This window comes from Planktothrix serta PCC 8927 (assembly GCF_900010725.2).
In the GTDB taxonomy this organism is placed as follows: domain Bacteria; phylum Cyanobacteriota; class Cyanobacteriia; order Cyanobacteriales; family Microcoleaceae; genus Planktothrix; species Planktothrix serta.
In genome coordinates this window covers 21,803-39,001 of the sequence record NZ_LR734869.1, presented here as the reverse complement: position 1 = coordinate 39,001, position 17,199 = coordinate 21,803, and the positions used below count along the sequence as shown (strand labels likewise).

Sequence of the window (17,199 nt, the reverse complement as noted above, 5' to 3'; positions counted from 1 at the left end):
TAAAAATGACAACTAATTTAGAACTTTCACCTTCTTAACCCCACCATCCTCCTTCAACTCCGCAATTTCCGCCTTAACTTGCTGTCCCTCTTTTAGCATACCTGCCAGCTTTGGTTCCTTCTGAGTTAACTTAATTGCTCCCAAGATCTCATAAGTGACTTTGTTACCCTTAATACTGGTAATCATTGCATCTAACTGCTGTCCCACTGTAAATTCCTGAGATGCCAAAACTTCAGCAATTTCCGCTTGACGTTCTGACTCGATGGGGGCTGCGGTTTCGACAGCGTTGAGTTCTCCCATTGGTACAGCATCTTTGTAATACCGCATCAGCCGCACCACCCAGCCTAAAATTTGTAATAATACTGGAACGTTATTTTGATAAGCTTTGAGATGTTTTTGACAGGCGGCTTCAATGGCTTTGTAATATTCAATTGTGGTTTTACTGTGTCCAATGCGATCGCCATTTTTAGCTAAAGTTATTAAATAACTCAAAAACTTGCTTCCGGCATCTTGCCGTTCTCCATAGGCACTAAGATAGGAGACGGCTTTACTTAACTCATTCGGATCAGTCTCATTTTTAACTAATTCAATCGCAACCGCATGAGCCGCTTGCCAGTGGATTTCTTTTAATTCAACGGTTTCTAACATTAATACATTCCCTCCGGTGCAGTCCGTTTTGTAGGATATTCCAGAATTGCTTTTAATTGCTTTAATTGGTCAGCTTGAACTAAGGTTTTGGCAGCATTAACATTTTTTTGAATAAACTGTTTCAGCTTATCCCCAGTTAAAGTATTATCTTCAGAAAGCGTATAAGAAAGATAGCGATTTTTAACATTTTCGGAATGTTCTATTTCTGTCACTTCTACCGTCATTGTTCCCATGCCAATCGGTTTACCCCCTCCCACCTTGAGGGCAAAATAGTTATTCTGATCTTGTCCTAAAACAATTAAAAGCGTTCCTAATTCCGCTTCTGTTAAATTCATAAATCGCAGTTGCGTTGTTAGGGTTAATTCTGCCCCAGCTTGCTGAACTGGAATGCCGCGTTGTCCTTTATCAACGGCTTTAATCGCATGATAATAAAATTTTCTCCCTGCAACTTTTCCATTTAAAAAATAAGCTTTACGGCTAGTTCGGGGTGCATATAAAGACGGCATAAACCCGACACTAGGTTTAATGGTTTCTGCAACAGCATCTTGAAACGAGATTAAACCCTGCCATCCCATTGCCCCAAAAACTTGACAAGCGGGACAGAGTTTAGTTTTATCTTTACATTCAGAATATCCTTCTGGAATATTTTCTTTTCTTGCTCTTGTTTTACACAAACAACTAGAGGTTATTGCCTCATAGGTTGAACGGACAACGCCTTTTAAAGAACTCCCAGGAATAATAATCTTTTCCCCTTGACTCACCGCAACTTTAATCAGAGGAATATTTTTATTAAGGCTAGAAACATCAGTTCCCATTGCTACCACCCCAGACGCAATAAAGGTGGCTGTTTTTACTGTTAAACGCAAGGAAATTTTACCGCTTAAACGCTTGAGTTTAAACTGTTCCTGACCTACGGGGGGTTTACGTTGGGGTGCAGGTTTGGGTAAAGAAACCATTGAATAGGGTTTAGGAACTTGTTCCCCGTCCGAGAAATTGCTTCTCGAAGAGGCGGCAGAATTACTTTGTCTGGAGGTTGGTTTATTGTAGGTCATAGGGGTTTTATTAACGTAAGTGCAATAAAATGAATCGTAGCGGTATCAGCATCTTGAAAATAACGTTGACCGAGAGGAAAGTTATTTTGATCTATTTCTGCTGATAACGCATGAACTCCTTTCGGAAACCGAGTTTCACTTTGGCGATAAATATGGGCGTTTCGGTCTTCGGTTTTCCAGTTAAGATCTTCGGTTTTCCAGTTATTTTTAAGTTTGTTCAGAGTATGAGTTTGGGGTTCATCTAAACTCAATAATAAAACACTGAACCCTTTTCTAGTTTTTTTCCATCTCAGTTCCCTTTGCTGATTAAAAATTTGTCCTTCGGGGGCAAAATCTTGAGGAAATCCTGGTTTAAAGGGTTCTAGTTTAAAGGGTTCTATTTTATCCGGCTTTCGTTCACAGAAATAAGCAGGTTCAGGAAATAAACTTTTAATCATTTCTTGCAATTGTATCACCTCTAAATGTTCTTTTGTTCCTACAAATGCACTCATGCTTTCACCTCAACTTTTTGTTTCCAAGCCTTCACGGATTTTGTGAATAAATCTTTAACTTGTACATCTCCTTCCCAGGTTAATTCAACTCCTAATCCTAAGTCCATCTCTTGACCTTTAACGGGAGTTTCTTGATGATCATTTGAGGGAAAACCATAGGTTTGTGCTTCTTCTGAAGATAGAAACTCACCAACTCCGATCAGTTGTGTGGTTCCCCAAGTTTTATCACTTCCTAACAGTTTGATTCGATCTTGTTCTAACACACAACCTGGATATTGAACAACAGCTTTGTTTAATTTAACTTGTACTGTTCCCATCCCGCGAGATTTGGCAAAACCTAATCCAAACCAACCATCATTTAAGTCTCGTAATACTAAACCAATCAGTCCTAATTGCGCTAAAGTAAAGTTTTTAAGATGAATTTTAGTGCTAAATTCTCCCGATGTACAAACTTGATAATTAAACGGCCCAACAGCAACGGAACCAAACACTCGATCAATCGCAACGCCATTGCGTTCTTCGGTTTTTACTTGGGTTTTATCAACAGGATAAGCATCTTCTATTCTAAAGCGACTTGCTAAGGAAGTATTGCCAAATATTTGATCAGTAAAAGAAGAAATTTGATAAATTTTATCTCCTTTGTCTCCTAATTTATTATTAGGCAGATAATTGTAATCGTCATTTAACGGATCATTCGCCCATAATACATTAGTATTATTGGAGCGTTTATCTTGACCAACTGTTCTCACAATCCGTTCAGCATGGGCGCGAATTGCCCCTTTTAAACTGCTTCCTGGGAGATAAATGGAACGCCCCCCTTGATAGTAGGTTTCGACAAATTCCATATCAGGTTTTGTGGGATCTGCACCTTCTTTTCCCGATTTAATTAAAATGGGCCCGTCGGGAATAATGCTAAATTCAATGGTACAATGGTTAACAAATCGTTTGTGCATGGTTAGATGGGATTGAGTTGTTTTGGAATTAAACTGCTATCAGTTGTTCAAGTTGAACTTGAGATTGTTGGAAAATAAAGTTCACGGCGGCAAATAAAGTATCTAACTCTTGAATTAGGTAGAACCTCACATTTTTAGTAAAACAATCTGCTTCTAATTTTCCAAACTGCCAAATTTTTCCATTAGAAACAATGCCAAAAATTGTGATATTCGGATTTTCATTCAAGCGTTGGGCTGCGATCATCTCTGCCAGACATTGACCCCATCCTTCATCAAATTTATCTTGTTTAGCTTCAACTAACAGAAAGTAGGGTTTGTCAAAAACAACTTTTCCCAAGGGCGATCGCTTTGCTAAGATATACTCTGGAAAACCTGATAGTTCCTCATCGTAGGTTAAAGATTGATGACTCCACAGAACAAAGGATTTTCGATACCATTTCCAAACTTCTTTGAGAATAGGATAAATTAAGTTTTCGCAAATCGCATATTCTGAGTTATCAACAACCCCTTCCCGCATTACTATTTCTAAGTCTTCTCGGAAATAGTCGGAAATGTTAAAGGGAACTTCAGCTACAAAGTTACTTTCAGTATAGTGAATCTGAAATTTTTTAACAACATCACCAATACTTTTATACTGACTAAAAGACATTTGAACTTTCCTCTAGCTTGGTTTTTCAATCATTTCTATAAATTTTACCTCTCTACAGCAGTTGTTTGATTCATCTTTTCTGTCAAGTGTTCAATTAATTTTTGTATCCAATCATCTTTAAAATACTCTGCATCTTCATAGGCACTTTCATCTTCCATTACCAATTTCTTCAAATACTCTAAAAGCAAATGGGGTTGATCTTCAGGATAGTCAAACCACTTCATTTTATCAATTTTTAAACTCACAACTCCCAAACCCCGTGAACGTCCTCCCCCTAATGGAATTTGTTCGCTTTCAAATTGGTGTAACCCAATCATTAATAACCCTAATTCCCATGCTTTTGCATTCTCAACAATGGCTTTAAATTCAAAGGGAGTCGCAGCCGGAACCACTTGGAAATCATAGAGTTTGCCATCGGCGGCGGTTTCGGTATCTCGATCAATGGCGACTCCATCCCGTTCTTGATATTGTCCAAACCAAGCATCAGGAATTACAGTTAAATCTCGCACTTGGAATTTACTCGCTAACCAGGGGGAACCAAATAAATGAGAAATGAGATCGGTTTGTTCAAGAATTTTGGTAGTTAAGGCTAAATCATCTTGGAAATTTTCCTTTAACTTTTTCATTTCATCGGCTTTTATTGACCATTCATTCTCATTCGCTGGGTTAGCAACGAGATGGCGATCGCTTCCTAATATTCCTCTTAAAAAACTTTCTAAGCGCGATCGCAATGCTCCTTTAAAACTTGACCCTGGAATTAAAGGACGACCTAACGCATCTTTAATTACAGGTAAATCTGATCCAATGGGTTCTGTAGACCGTCCTGCACTAATTCTTAAAGCCGTGACAGTGGTTAAAGTTCCCGTAATTTCTAAGCGATTTTTGAAGGTGTCAAACATAAACTAACCTCGATTATTTTTTGGGTTTGATTATAGTGGTGCTAAGGATTATTATTGACTTCCGGTTCAGTCCCATAATGACGAAGGACGAGTGTTTCTTCAGAAGTTCTACAACTAATCCTGATACCTTGAGTCACTCGAAAGTGTGCAATACCGCCCTTATTTACATAATCTTCATATAATAAACCTCCATCTCGGCATAAAGGTGCTGTATCTCCATTATATTTTAATAAAAAATAAGAGACTTTCGCCAATACTTCTTGAATTTTAATTTTTTCTTTCACATTATTAATTTTTCCATAATCCCTGATAAAACTGTCTTCATATTGGAGCCGAGGAAACTTTAATAAATCTCCTCCTAAGAACTTAGATTTTACTTTATTCCAAGTTAATCGACCCCAGTTTGATAGCGTGGCTTCATTATCAACCGAAAAAATCAAAGTCTCATAAACATCTTGAAGTTTTGATTGTTCAATCCAAGCTCCCGCAGCCATCAAAGCAAATTGTACAGGTTGAATTTTTGAAGTATCAATTTGAATGGGTAAGCGAGGAATTGTAATCAGTTTTGAACCAACACCTTCAAAAATATAAATTATTTCATTAGCATAAAACATTCCAATTGTGTTTAGATAAGCCTGCAAGCTCTTGAAGCCACCTACTAAATTGAAAATAATTCGATAATCACTATCTTGATATCCAGGGATCGTATCATCAATCCATTTTAATAGTTCATCAATACCATTTTGAAAATCTTCGGTACTGGTAGCAGATAGGTTATTTGGTTGTAAGATTTGTGTAACAATTCCATGTTTTTCTAAAAATGACTGGACAATTTTTGCTGTTGCTTCTCCCTGTGCCGTATCCGTTGCAACTAACCAGTGAATATCCTGTTTTCCCTGTTCTAATTGTTCTTCATATAATCCATAAATTCCATTAAGTTCTGCACTGGCACGCCGAATTTTTGGAATATCGTTTTGATTCAGTTTTTCTGTTGCTCTTTTTTGCAGTTCCTTAATAATTTGTTTGATGTTTTCCGGGGTTTCATCGAGTTTTAAATTGGCATGATTAGAAAGACTTTTAGACCAATCTGTTTCTTCACGATTATCTCGATCAATTTGTTGAGTTAGTAAACTTGTTCCTATGGTAGATAGCACAAAGCGTGGCATTTTTTTACTCCCTTAATTAAAATTAATTAAAATTCAGACTTTACCTTCTCGCAAATATTTAAGATGTCGTGCGCCATATCCTAAATATCGACGAATTAACTCAATATGAATTGACTTGATATCTTGGGTTTTAGCTTGTTTAGCGATCGCTTCTGCTTTTTCCTTGGTTTTAGCATTAATATCATTAATAATAATTTCTGCTAAAGAATCTTTACCTCGACCCCATTTAGTATCCCGTCCCACTTGATAGCGGATAAAGTTTTTAATCACTTCTGGACTATCGGTGGTTTCAGCAACTCTGACTAAATTTCTAAACTGAGATTCTTCTAAATTCCCGTATTTTTTACTATCTAATGCTTTCTCTATTGCTTGAACTAACTCATCTTCCGCTTGACGGATTCCTTTTTGAATTTCCAGTGCGATTTGAACTTCAGGCGATAAACTCATTTTGCCTCCTCGCGTAATACTAAATGAAATGGGTTACAAATTTGAACTTGACCAAACCCTTCTGAGGTTCGTTCTCCCACACCTTGAGATTCTAATTGAATCAAAGCATCTGTCCATTCTTTTTCCTGATCTTGACTAATACTAAATAGATAAACCCCTCCTTTATTTGTAACTAACTCAATATCTTTCATTAAACCCCAAGCACTATTCCAACCGGAACGATGGTCATAACTACTATAAGCAGCTTCCAATTTTAGGGATGAATCAAGACCTGTTAATTCCCTTAACATCGCTTCGGAAATTACCGTTGTTCGTTGCCAATTTTCCGTTAGAATAGCATCGGATTGTAAATCTAGGGTGAAATATTTTCGGTCTTTGGGATAGGGTTTTTCCGGTTGACTAAAAATATTCCACTTTTGCCAACGTTTTTGGAGTTCTTTGTTAAAATCATCTATTCTTGATTTTACCAGATTTTGAGATTTTTGTGATAATTTTGGTTGAATTTTTACTTTTCCTAGTCCCCTAGAAACTGACCCACCAAAACGGAAAACTTCTTGGTGAGAACGAATAAATGCGACCAATAATTCTGCTAACTGATGATCGGGAACTAAAATTGCTCCTTGATAAATAGCAGGTTTGTTTCCTATTAGTTGGGATTCATTTAATACTTGTATACTATAGAGAATGGATTCTTCTGAAGTAGCCCGTCTGCGGTTAATTCCGACTCGCGTTAACAACCGTTTATTGGCTGAAACTTTATGGTATTTCTGCTTAATTATAGTATAGAACCCTGAAAAACCGTCAACGCGATCGCCTTTTTCAGTAGGACAACTGGGGTCATAGGGAAAACCATGTTGTTCTGCACAGAAGCGATCAATTAAGGTATCAAAAACGCCGTTTCCTTTTGGGGCAAATCCAGGGTTAGTTTTAGAACTGAGAACGGTTGAAGGAAGAACATAAACGTTTTCTGCAATTTCCTTAGTTTTAGTTTCTTTATCATAGACAAATGCTGGATAAGCATTCTGAAAAATAGCTTGATTTTGATCTAAAAATAGGCTGTGAAAATCATCTCCAGTTTCAGGTTGATTGGTTTGTAATAGTTGGGATGCGATCGCCCCTCGAATGACGGAACCGGGAATATAGTCTCCTGCTTCACTGACTGAAACTCCCGGTTTATTCCGACCAATTGCCAAAGGAGATAATGCTTTTATTTCTAATTCAATTCGATTCATTTTTTACCCCCTTTGCTAATTCTTGCCATGCAGTTTCATTGATTTTAATATTTTGATCAATTTCCCAAGTTAACCATCCTAACCCGGCTGATTTACTGCCCCCTAACGCATGAATATGATGCAAACCTGCTACAATTAAAGCCTGAGCATAATTAGGACAATTGGGCAGAAAGTGAATTGCACCTATAAATGCTAATTCAGCATTAGCGGGAGAGGTTTCTAGGAAGTACAGTTTGTGTTCTTCTGCTGTCCCCCGACGACGGTTAATTGTCACACCCGGACGCAGGATTTCGGGTAAGTTATCGGGGTCTTCCTGACAGATTAAATCATCAAATAGAACCCGGGATGGTAAACTGGGATTACCGAAAATTTGACAGATTAAACAGTGATGTCTGTCATCTTCTACAACTCGATATTCTTCTCGGTTAAATCGGTTTTTTTCTACTTCTGAAAGTCCAGCGCGTTGGGGACACATGGTTTCTGCTTTGGGAGAATCACAAATTCCCCAACCTAACCCCCTGGCAATTTTCTCACATTCATGGCGTAAACGACCTTTGAGTTGAGATGCGGGAATAATTAAGTTTTTTTCCGCATTTCTAACAATGGGTTTATCTGCTAAGGAACCCGAAGACCCCCCAGCACCGATACATAATGCGCTATTAATATTAGCAGTTAGGGAATAGGAGGTTATGGGATTTGTGAGTGCTTGAAGTTGAATCATAGTGTTAGATCATCTGCAATTAAATCGACCATTATTCCGTAGGTAGAGACGTTGCATGCAACGTCTCTACCTCAGAGGTTTCGGATGCTTCAGAGAAAGGATAAAGATCCACTAAATCTCGCCAAATTGTTTCGTAAAATTTCTTAGGTTCTGAAGATTTTTTAGGATCAGTTTCTTTCTCCTCATAATACATCCAAGGGGCGATATTTCCAGGGTTGGTTTTAGCGTTACACCAGGGTTCTTCAAAATGTTCTTTCAGAGGAATTTGGGCATCAGATTTTAAACGAACTCGGAAATAACGATAATTCAGAATAGCGGTGTGTTTTCCTTGTTCTAGGAAACTGCGGATTTGATAAAGTTGCGATCGCGGAAATTTAGCTTCATGTAATGCTTTCAGTGACTCTAATAACCCCCCGATTTCGTAGAGTGTATAAGGTGCTGCATATAACTGAAGTTTCTGACCTCTGACTTCTTTTGTTAATCCTTGTTCTCGAAATTCTTTAATACTGGATGCTAACATTGTAACCGATTTCATGGTAAAAAAGTCAATGGTTCCTCCATAATATTTGCCCGCATTTTTATCTAGTTTTTTATCGGCAGTTTTGAGTATTTTAGCTTTCTCTTTCGCTGATTTAAGCAACTGACTTACTAAATCCTCTGCATAATAGATGGGAGTATTTTCCGCAGTAATTAAAACGCCAGTGGACATACTTAGTTTACATTGATTAGAACCGGATGGGAGATTTTGTCCCTGATAGCGATGAATGATTTTAGGTTCATAATCATATTTTTTATCAACTTTATATTTATCTGGATCTTTATTGAGTAAAATTTTTTCAAATTCTTCTCCAATGGTTTTAGCAATTTCTAATGCTTTATTCGCAGGTACAATAACTAAAACGTCATCTCCCCCAATGGTGACAATTTCAAAGGGATGTATCCATTCTCCATTGCGCTTGATATTATCTGGATCTGTTAAATTATTCAGTTGATGAGGCATCAGATGTTGAGCTAATGCTTTGTAAACAGATTTCTCGGTTGCTTCAAATATATCTTGACTAAATTTTTGATACTCTTGAGGAGTTTGGATGGTTTGAATATAACCTCCCATATTATTTCCATCTGCATAAATATAGGCAACAAACCCTTTATTAACGTTTCCCAGTTCCCTTAGAGATAAAGCTTCTTTAATTAAATTAGGGTTGTTTTTACCATAATATTTTTGTTTCAGGTGAATATTATTCTCAAGATAATCTTCAAATTCCTCAACCCAACTTTTAATTAAAACGCCTGTCGGCTGCCAGTTTAATCTTAAATTTTTAAACCAATTAGGCAGATTTTCTTGAAAAGCTTCTCGTTTTGCTATATGTCCAACAATTCGTTTACGAATTAAAGATTCAGATAGAAAAGGATCACCTGGTAATCCTTGAGAAGAATCTTCTGGAGGAGTGATAAAATGATGAATTGCTAAACGGCGATCGCTTTCATCTCTAACTAAAAATGGATGGGTTTCAAACATCGGAGGATAGCGACGACTGGGACGTTTTTCTGTATCATTTCCACTGCGACGCTGATTAAATTTAATGGCTAAATGAGTGACTAACTCGTTAAAACTTTTGCGGTTTTTAAAGGCTGTTATTGGGTCGGTATCTTCTTGAGTAAAATAGGCTTTAACCAGGTCTTTATCTTTATTATTATTATATTTTTCTAGCCAAAACGTTTGTTTAATCTCATTTTTGAGTAAGCCAAACCGAACTTCTAACGGTTTAAATCTCGCGCCCACAGCGCAGGAATTAGCGGTTAACGTTTCTTCGGTATACCGTTTTTCAATAGCATTACATAAATCCTCGACAAAAGCAGCCGGACAAAAAGCTAATATATTACCGCCTTTGTAATACACTAATAATTCAGGAATTAAAGCGAAACGGAGATCGGGAAACTCTTGATCTAGCCATTGTTCAACTGTAACCGATTTTTTCTCCTCATATTCTCCAAAAAAAGCGGGAATATCAATTAAATTAATTCGATCTAATAACGCCGAAGCTCCTCGAATATCAGGAAGTTTAGCCGCTTCAAAAACATATTGTTTAATTTTAGTCGCACCCCCATAAACTAAGCCAATTTGAGAACCCCATAATTGAGGATATTGTTGGGTATAATTTTGTAGGTCATTAATTTTTTCAGGAAAGGGCATCTTTAAAAGAGCTTCTACTTGCTGAAAAAGAGACTGTAACGGTTCAGAAATCGGTTGATTCTGTGATAGTGCTTCTCGTAATTGATTGGGGTTAACCTCTTGTTGGGGTTGGCGTTCTTGTCCCCAAGCTAAACACCAAACCAGCGCAATTTTAATAGAATTTTCAGGATCTAAATGAGTCATGTTGACGCATCCCATTCAAGATTTGAACAAATTAAGGGCGAAGAAATTCTTTAAACTTTAATTTAATTGGGGCTAAAGGCTTTTAAGGGGATTGTAAAGCCTCTACTCTCTACAGAAATTGATGATGTGTGATGGGGTTGTTGTCGGATGCTGTGAACGGGAGCAAGGTCAAAACGCTCTGTTAACCCTCCGGGGTATTGAGCTTTAAACGTTTTAACAATGTTCAGTTTAGCATCTTGTTCTAATATTAAACCACAAAGGGTATTTTGATACAGGGGTATCTTTGTAAATAAATATGTAGAACTTGACGTAACCTTAGATTTCGGTGGTTATAAAAGGCCAGCTTGAGGTTTGAGAGGTGTTTGGGAATTAGCGATCGCGTAATTCTCGGCGTTCGGAGTTGGGAAAGCGATCGCCTTGGAACCCTGGGGGAGAGGGAATCGACACCGGATTTCCTTCGGTTTCTCGCAGTTGTTCCTGTTCTAGTCTTAACAGATGTTCTAGCGCTTGATCTCCGAACCAAGCAACGATCGCACTACTGATAAAAACCGCTAAGGTACAGATTATCACCGCAAATAGTCCCAATGGAGCAATAATTAAAATAGTCCAGGTAATTGCTGCATTAGCGATCGCAATACTTAGGCTCCGGTGACGCACTAAAATTCGAGTTAAAGAAATAGACATATCGTAGTTCTCCCTAATATTGACACTTCAGAAATCGGGTTGAAATTTGAAAGTTGGCTTCTGGAGTAGACCAAATTTCTAATAGTTCTAATCTTACGCGCGGTTGGAATAGGGGTCTTCCAGTCAGGTTCGACAATAAAGCAGGACTGAACCTGAAACCGGGTTGATCGGGTCAGGTGCTTCAGTCCTACGGAGAAAACCTGCTGTGAGTTGGGGTAATGACAACTTTATATTTAACTGAACCGGGGATAGTAGTTCGCTATCACAATCAAAGTTTTTTAATCAAACAACAGGACAAAACCCATCATTGTCGGTTAGTGGAATTAACGTTAGTGGTGATTTTACCGGGGGTTCAGTTCACCGATGAAGCGATCGCCCAACTGCTAGATCGAGGAATTGAAACCCTATTTCTCAAACGGGATGGACAGTTTCGAGGTCGCCTTCAGGGACAGTTCCAAACCAACCCCACGATCCGCCTCGGCCAATATCGGATGATTAATACAACTTTTGGGATGGCGTTGGCGCAACTTTTGGTGATGGCGAAAATTCGCAACCAACGGGTATTGCTACAACAGCGTTATCGGTTTAGCAAAGGACGGATCGGAGAGTTGGGGGAAGCCATTGATGCGATCGCTGCTTATGTGCTTCAGTTGAAATCTGTTTCTACTCCCCTAAACCGTTCTGAACTGATGGGAATTGAGGGAATTTGCGCCAGAACTTATTATCAAGGGTTGCGATATTATTTCCCTCAACGGTGGAAGTTTACCGGACGCAACCGTCGCCCCCCTCGTGATCCAATTAATGCGTTACTGAGTTGGGGATATGGGGTATTGTTGGCGCGGGTATTTGCGGCTTGTGTTCAGGCGGGACTTGATCCTTATTTGGGGTTTTTCCACGCCACTGAACCCTATCGCCCGAATTTGGTTTTGGATTTAATGGAGGAATTTCGCCCGGTGGTGGTGGATCAGGTGGTAATTTCTTTGATTCAAGGGAATTTATTACAACCGGAGGATTTTCAACCCTCTCCTGATGGGGAGGGAGTTTGGTTAGGGTTGGCGGCGAAAAAGCTATTGTTAGGACAGTTAGAACGGCGACTGCGGGAACCGTTGCTATATCGACCCCAAAACCGCAAGTTAAGTTTGAGTCAAATTATCTTGGAACAGGCGCGATCGCTGGCCCGATGTTTGGTGGAGATGAGGTTAGACTATGAGGGGTTTGTGTTGAAATGAGCGATTTATGGTTGGTTTGTTATGATGTGCGGAACGATAAACGACGGACAAAATTAGCGAAATTGCTAGAACAGCGTTGTCAACGGGTGCAATATTCGGTGTTTGAATGTCCGTTGAAGCGATCGGTTTTGGAACAATTGCTAGAACAGCGTTGGTTGAAGGTGTTGAATTTGGCGGAGGATAGTTTGCGGGTGTATCCCCTTGATGCGATCGCCAAGCAACAAACCAAGGTGTTTGGGAGTGATCCGCCCTATGAACCGCCGGATTTTCTGATTTTGTAAAGAAAAGTTGAGTTTTCTCAGGTTTTTGGGGTTGGTTTTTGCGGTTTTGGGCAGGAATTAACCTCAAATCCTGATGGAGATGGAGTTAACAAGTTTGTAACGTAAAATTACGGTTTTTAAGGTGATGTCGCAGAGAGCTAGAAGAGGCTAGAAAAAATCTGGTGGAGATTTTTAAGGCTTTTTTGGGTTTTTAGGGTTGACTCGTTAGAGAATTTCCTCTATACTTTCAAATATCAACAAATTTGAGAGTTTTCCTATTGGAAAAACCACTGAGTTTGTTTTGATACAGGCTATTAATCCGTAGCCTCTCGCAACAGCACCTTGAAAATTCGATTGGCTATAGTTTCCAAAGCGATAGGGTTATTTCCTATCTTTTCCCCGCAAGGGGACGGAAACTCCAGTTTAGCAGCAGATTCAACCGCTTCGTTCCACATGTCGTTATTTCCTATCTTTTCCCCGCAAGGGGACGGAAACCAGATTGGAGAACGTAACACGTGCCAACGAGGTGGCAAAGTTGGTTATTTCCTATCTTTTCCCCGCAAGGGGACGGAAACGGTGTTCCCCACACACCTTCAGCTTTGTCCACAGATTGGACGTTATTTCCTATCTTTTCCCCGCAAGGGGACGGAAACTCTTGACTGAACATAGCACTCAGTTGCTGATGCAGTGCAGGTTATTTCCTATCTTTTCCCCGCAAGGGGACGGAAACCATGCAAACATGGGACAGTGACCGATTGGTTTAAGTACCTGACGTTATTTCCTATCTTTTCCCCGCAAGGGGACGGAAACTTATATACTATCCTTTTGTCTTTCTCTTGTAGTTATTTCCTATCTTTTCCCCGCAAGGGGACGGAAACGGTAGTCTTTGAAGTGGTATAGATTTATACTTACTTAAGTTATTTCCTATCTTTTCCCCGCAAGGGGACGGAAACCCCTCAAAATCTACATATTCAACCTTTACGTTGAAGTTATTTCCTATCTTTTCCCCGCAAGGGGACGGAAACACATCTCCCACCTCTAGGTGGGGATCGAAATAATCCTGTGCTAGTTATTTCCTATCTTTTCCCCGCAAGGGGACGAAAAGCATCAAATCTAACAACCCACACTCTTAAACTAATCGCTATTCCTTGTAATTCAACAAGCGATCGCAAACCTAAAACCCTCACTCACTTTCCTCAACAGCCCCCAACTCCTTCAACGTGGCAATAACCTTTTCGAGAAGCATTTGTTAATATTAAATCTCCCTAAATTGCCCTACTCAATTGCTAGAACGATTTAAGTAAGCATAAGCCATTACCCGCCAGATCTCTAACTCTGGCCAAACCCAAGGTTCCTTATAGGTGCGACTTTGCTTTGAATCATAATTTAAACAATTCTGCCAAGCGGCTTTTGCCCCTAAATTATCCCCTTCCTCCTCTTGAATTTGAGCTAATAAACAATAAGGCGCAGCGCGATCATTTGATTCCTCAATAGAACACAATAAATACTGTTTTGCCCGTTCATTCTGATCAAGTTCAAAATACGCCCATCCTAAATTTTTATATAACGAAGCCTTAATTAATGGCTCCTTAACTCGATAATTTCCCGCTAACTGTCCAGGTTGTAAAAGACTTTCGACTTCATCCCACACCAACAAACACCGTCGAGAACGCAAACCCTTGATCAACAGTGGTTACAATAACTGGATCAGAAGTCATGGCAGCAACCCCACCCACGAACTGAATTTACACGAATCCGATCCCGGTCATCCTCAAGTCACAGACCAATTTAACTGGCTTTCAGGAGTCGCCCAACCCTTTGAACTCCTCTATGATGCCGTCTCCCATTTAGTTCATTTTACTGTGGGCGATCGCACTCTTACCCAAAGCTACACCGATCCCTTTTCCNTAAACCGTAGGGGCGGGTTCCGAGACGAGCTTTAATGATCAGTAATTATCTCCCTAAACCCGCCCTCTATTCTCAGGCGATCGCTTTTTAGATCCGAGAATGAAACAGCCCTGCCCTTTTCCGACTTCTTCCTCCGCACCCGTGCCACCCAAGCCGGAAGTTCGATGCTCCTGAGTAACCTGCAACTTGATGGGGTTTCTCTTAATGCTCAATCCTCTGCTATTGCTGATACAGGCGGACTGGATATCCTGCAAATTTCTGATGTTATGAACAGCTTTAAACTCACAGGAGAATCTACCATGACTTGGCAAGGAACTCCCCCAGTTCAATCTCAATTAGCCTTCCAAATTAAAGTCGCTCAAGCCACCCCACCAAAAGAAGTTCCTGAAACCAATTTAGCAATTAGCTTATTGATTTTAAGTCTAATTGGAATCACTTCTCAACGTCCATCTTAACAATAAATCAACCTCTATTGAATTGTTTTGAAAGCTCGATAAATTCAACAAATGAGCAAAATTTGTGAAGTCATTCAACACAGTCTAAAAATGGGTTACTTAACTCAAGAAGCTAAAGAAGAATTGCGACAACTGTTGCAAAATACAAAATATGGAGTCGTTCGTCCGAAACTTCCTCGTCCGAGTGCTTGTTGAATCTGATATCGATTATTAATTAAAGTTCCAGGACTAATTTCTGGTAGCATAACTGTATTACTGTTAAATGATTGGGATAGAACAGCAAGACTGATCGCACTTTTTGGCTAAAAACCCAGTTTCTGCGTCAACCTTGATGATCTAAACCCAAGACTAGGCGGAAAAACCAGATTTTTTTACTGATATTCAATATTAACCTTTTTCTAGAAAGACGGCATAATTAAGTTTAGCTCCCCTAACTTTTTGAAGAGAGCGGAGATGTAGGCAACAGATTTAGATTCGCTCTGGATCTTCTTATTTTGTATAAATTAGCCATTCCTCTACCCAATTAGATATTTTATTTCTCACTGGTAAGATTGCATTTTTGCTCAAACTTAACTCAATTTCTAATTGGTTAATAAAAGGATTAATTAGAGCCTGCTTCTGTCTACAAATTTGATCATTAATATTATTGGGTTTAACAGCAAAAACTAACAATTGATCACCCTCACTCATTTCATCAATAACATTTTGTAAAATTGAAGTCACTAACTGTTGACAATACAACTGTAAACAGTCATCTAAAGCTTCTTTGATGACTTCTAAACTTTGTTCATCCTGAATTGCTTGGCTAGGATTAACTTGATTCCATTCAATGACAAACTGTTTTAAAATAGTCTTAGTATATCGTGCTAACTGTCGAGCAACTTGATACTGTTTTTGTAATTCTGGATACTGACTTTTAACAACTGTAGCAATTTCACTTTGAGTTAACTCTAAACCTTGCCAAAGAATCAACATAATTTGTCCAACTTTTGGAAGAGTTGCAAACAATTTAGAAATGATCAACTGGATCTGCTGTCTTTCCTCTTGCTGAATAGCAATATCCAAAGGAGTTGGATTAAGATCAGAGATATTATCATACTCCTCAAGGGGAATAAACTGCTTTGTACGATAATTTCTAGCTGCTTTGATACAAATTTTAAGCATTTCTTGAATGGTATCTTCCTGAGCAACTTCCTCTGATAAATTTAGCTGATTTATTCGCTGATTGTAAGACTCAGTAATTTGTTTTATAATTTCTTGATTATCCAACTCTAAATTACAGTTATAACCCTGTTTTTGAGGCGGGTAAATCTCATTAAAATATTGCCAAATAATCCGATATAAATCAAGTTTTGACTGATGAATTCCATGAGATAATAACGATTCTTTCAATTCTTTAGCATTTAAAACCCTTAATAATCCATAATCGCTAAATTTGTCTCTTTTTACTTCTAAATCTTGTTGATAAAGTTGATCTCTAATCAACCGAAATAATACGGTTTTAGCATAACCCTCAATATTACTGCGAGGGTGGTCAAGATTAAAACTTTTGAGAAGTTTGGCTGGAAGATGGGTGAAAGAAGAAGCCATCTGAAAATATTCTTCCAGGGGATATTTATAGCGAATCAACTTATATTTAAGATAACTTTTTTGAGCCGCCCAAAGACAAGCTTCTTGTAAATAAGCTGATAAATGTCTAGCTGTGATTAAACTTGGGATTTCTAAAGTTTGAGAACGGGTGGCGGTAATGGAATTAGCATGAGTAGAGAGTTTGGTATTATCAAAATCAGTAAATTCTTCACATCCCTCTTGGGATATATCTTTAAGAATTTTTAGAAAATATCTCGCCCAAAATTCGGCTTTAGCCTCTGGATCTGACGCCACTAGGTATTTTATCCGACGTTCTAATTGGAGATCGGCTTGCCAAATCGCTTTACGGTCGCCAAAGCTGAGAAAAGTCGAGAATTTTTGGACAATATCCTCTCGTTTGTTCATAAAATTCACTTTTTTAGCTAATATAACCCTAAA

Annotated in this window: 17 protein-coding genes, 1 pseudogene and 1 CRISPR repeat array; of the genes and pseudogenes, 4 read left to right on the top strand and 14 right to left on the bottom strand. The window is 38.7% G+C overall.

The genetic code is table 11. From position 1 onward, the window contains the following. Positions 1-12: 12 nt before the first annotated feature. The 12 genes from PL8927_RS11040 to csx18 all read right to left on the bottom strand — a co-directional run bounded on the left by PL8927_RS11040 (position 13) and on the right by csx18 (position 11,319). On the bottom strand, positions 13-648 hold the full coding sequence (locus PL8927_RS11040) for a hypothetical protein (RefSeq protein WP_083621187.1): 636 nt from the start codon (positions 646-648) through the stop codon (positions 13-15). Next, the gene (locus PL8927_RS11035; protein WP_083621185.1) at positions 648-1,700 is read right to left on the bottom strand and encodes an RAMP superfamily CRISPR-associated protein; all 1,053 of its coding nucleotides are present in this window, start codon (positions 1,698-1,700) and stop codon (positions 648-650) included. Before PL8927_RS11035 ends, PL8927_RS11040 begins: the two co-directional genes overlap by 1 nt. Then, the gene (locus PL8927_RS11030; RefSeq protein ID WP_083621183.1) at positions 1,697-2,191 is read right to left on the bottom strand and encodes a hypothetical protein; all 495 of its coding nucleotides are present in this window, start codon (positions 2,189-2,191) and stop codon (positions 1,697-1,699) included. Before PL8927_RS11030 ends, PL8927_RS11035 begins: the two co-directional genes overlap by 4 nt. Continuing rightward, on the bottom strand, positions 2,188-3,144 hold the full coding sequence (locus PL8927_RS11025) for an RAMP superfamily CRISPR-associated protein (RefSeq protein ID WP_083621181.1): 957 nt from the start codon (positions 3,142-3,144) through the stop codon (positions 2,188-2,190). Before PL8927_RS11025 ends, PL8927_RS11030 begins: the two co-directional genes overlap by 4 nt. A gap of 28 nt (positions 3,145-3,172) precedes the next feature. Continuing rightward, positions 3,173-3,793 carry a hypothetical protein gene (locus tag PL8927_RS11020; RefSeq protein ID WP_083621178.1) on the bottom strand — a complete coding sequence of 207 codons (621 nt, stop codon included), beginning with the start codon at positions 3,791-3,793 and terminating at the stop codon, positions 3,173-3,175. 44 nt (positions 3,794-3,837) lie between these two features. Next, positions 3,838-4,692, bottom strand: coding sequence for a type III CRISPR-associated RAMP protein Csx7 (csx7, locus tag PL8927_RS11015; RefSeq protein WP_083621174.1), 855 nt, complete (start codon positions 4,690-4,692; stop codon positions 3,838-3,840). Positions 4,693-4,733: 41 nt separating this feature from the next. Further along, positions 4,734-5,858, bottom strand: a complete 1,125-nt coding sequence (locus PL8927_RS11010; RefSeq protein WP_083621171.1) for a putative CRISPR-associated protein — start codon at positions 5,856-5,858, stop codon at positions 4,734-4,736. 33 nt (positions 5,859-5,891) lie between these two features. After that, positions 5,892-6,305, bottom strand: a complete 414-nt coding sequence (locus tag PL8927_RS11005) for a hypothetical protein (protein ID WP_083621168.1) — start codon at positions 6,303-6,305, stop codon at positions 5,892-5,894. Next, entirely contained in the window at positions 6,302-7,537 is a 1,236-nt protein-coding gene (gene csx10 / locus PL8927_RS11000; RefSeq protein ID WP_083621166.1) for a type III-D CRISPR-associated RAMP protein Csx10, read from the bottom strand. The genes PL8927_RS11005 and csx10 overlap by 4 nt, the downstream gene beginning before the upstream one ends. Beyond that, complete coding sequence (locus tag PL8927_RS10995; protein WP_083621163.1) at positions 7,524-8,258, bottom strand: RAMP superfamily CRISPR-associated protein; 735 nt, start codon at positions 8,256-8,258, stop codon at positions 7,524-7,526. The genes csx10 and PL8927_RS10995 overlap by 14 nt, the downstream gene beginning before the upstream one ends. Before the next feature lie 31 nt (positions 8,259-8,289). Then, entirely contained in the window at positions 8,290-10,635 is a 2,346-nt protein-coding gene (gene cas10 / locus PL8927_RS10990; protein WP_083621161.1) for a type III-B CRISPR-associated protein Cas10/Cmr2, read from the bottom strand. Between the two features lie 369 nt (positions 10,636-11,004). Then, a complete protein-coding gene (gene csx18 / locus PL8927_RS10985) occupies positions 11,005-11,319 on the bottom strand; it encodes a CRISPR-associated protein Csx18 (RefSeq protein WP_083621159.1) in 315 nt (104 codons plus the stop codon). 218 nt (positions 11,320-11,537) lie between these two features. Here csx18 and cas1 point away from each other — a divergent pair, with 218 nt between their 5' ends. After that, positions 11,538-12,548 carry a CRISPR-associated endonuclease Cas1 gene (cas1, locus tag PL8927_RS10980; RefSeq protein WP_083621157.1) on the top strand — a complete coding sequence of 337 codons (1,011 nt, stop codon included), beginning with the start codon at positions 11,538-11,540 and terminating at the stop codon, positions 12,546-12,548. Beyond that, positions 12,545-12,829: a CRISPR-associated endonuclease Cas2 gene (gene cas2, locus PL8927_RS10975; RefSeq protein ID WP_083621152.1), complete on the top strand. Its 285-nt coding sequence runs from the start codon at positions 12,545-12,547 to the stop codon at positions 12,827-12,829. Before cas1 ends, cas2 begins: the two co-directional genes overlap by 4 nt. A gap of 359 nt (positions 12,830-13,188) precedes the next feature. Beyond that, positions 13,189-13,913: direct repeats of the CRISPR family, unit length 37 nt; unit sequence GTTATTTCCTATCTTTTCCCCGCAAGGGGACGGAAAC. Positions 13,914-14,087: 174 nt separating this feature from the next. On the opposite strand, the gene PL8927_RS10970 is transcribed toward cas2, so the two are convergent. Next, positions 14,088-14,495 (bottom strand): tetratricopeptide repeat protein, encoded by a 408-nt coding sequence (locus PL8927_RS10970; protein ID WP_156093167.1) that lies wholly within the window; start codon positions 14,493-14,495, stop codon positions 14,088-14,090. On the opposite strand from PL8927_RS10970, the pseudogene PL8927_RS29115 reads away from it, so the two are divergent. Further along, positions 14,488-15,171, top strand: a pseudogene (locus PL8927_RS29115) (choice-of-anchor W domain-containing protein). The gene PL8927_RS10970 and the pseudogene PL8927_RS29115 sit on opposite strands and share 8 nt — an antisense overlap. Before the next feature lie 51 nt (positions 15,172-15,222). Next, complete coding sequence (locus PL8927_RS10955) at positions 15,223-15,366, top strand: hypothetical protein (protein WP_156093165.1); 144 nt, start codon at positions 15,223-15,225, stop codon at positions 15,364-15,366. Between the two features lie 294 nt (positions 15,367-15,660). Here PL8927_RS10955 and PL8927_RS10950 read toward each other — a convergent pair whose 3' ends face one another. Continuing rightward, positions 15,661-17,166 (bottom strand): hypothetical protein, encoded by a 1,506-nt coding sequence (locus PL8927_RS10950; RefSeq protein ID WP_083621143.1) that lies wholly within the window; start codon positions 17,164-17,166, stop codon positions 15,661-15,663. Positions 17,167-17,199: the final 33 nt, after the last annotated feature.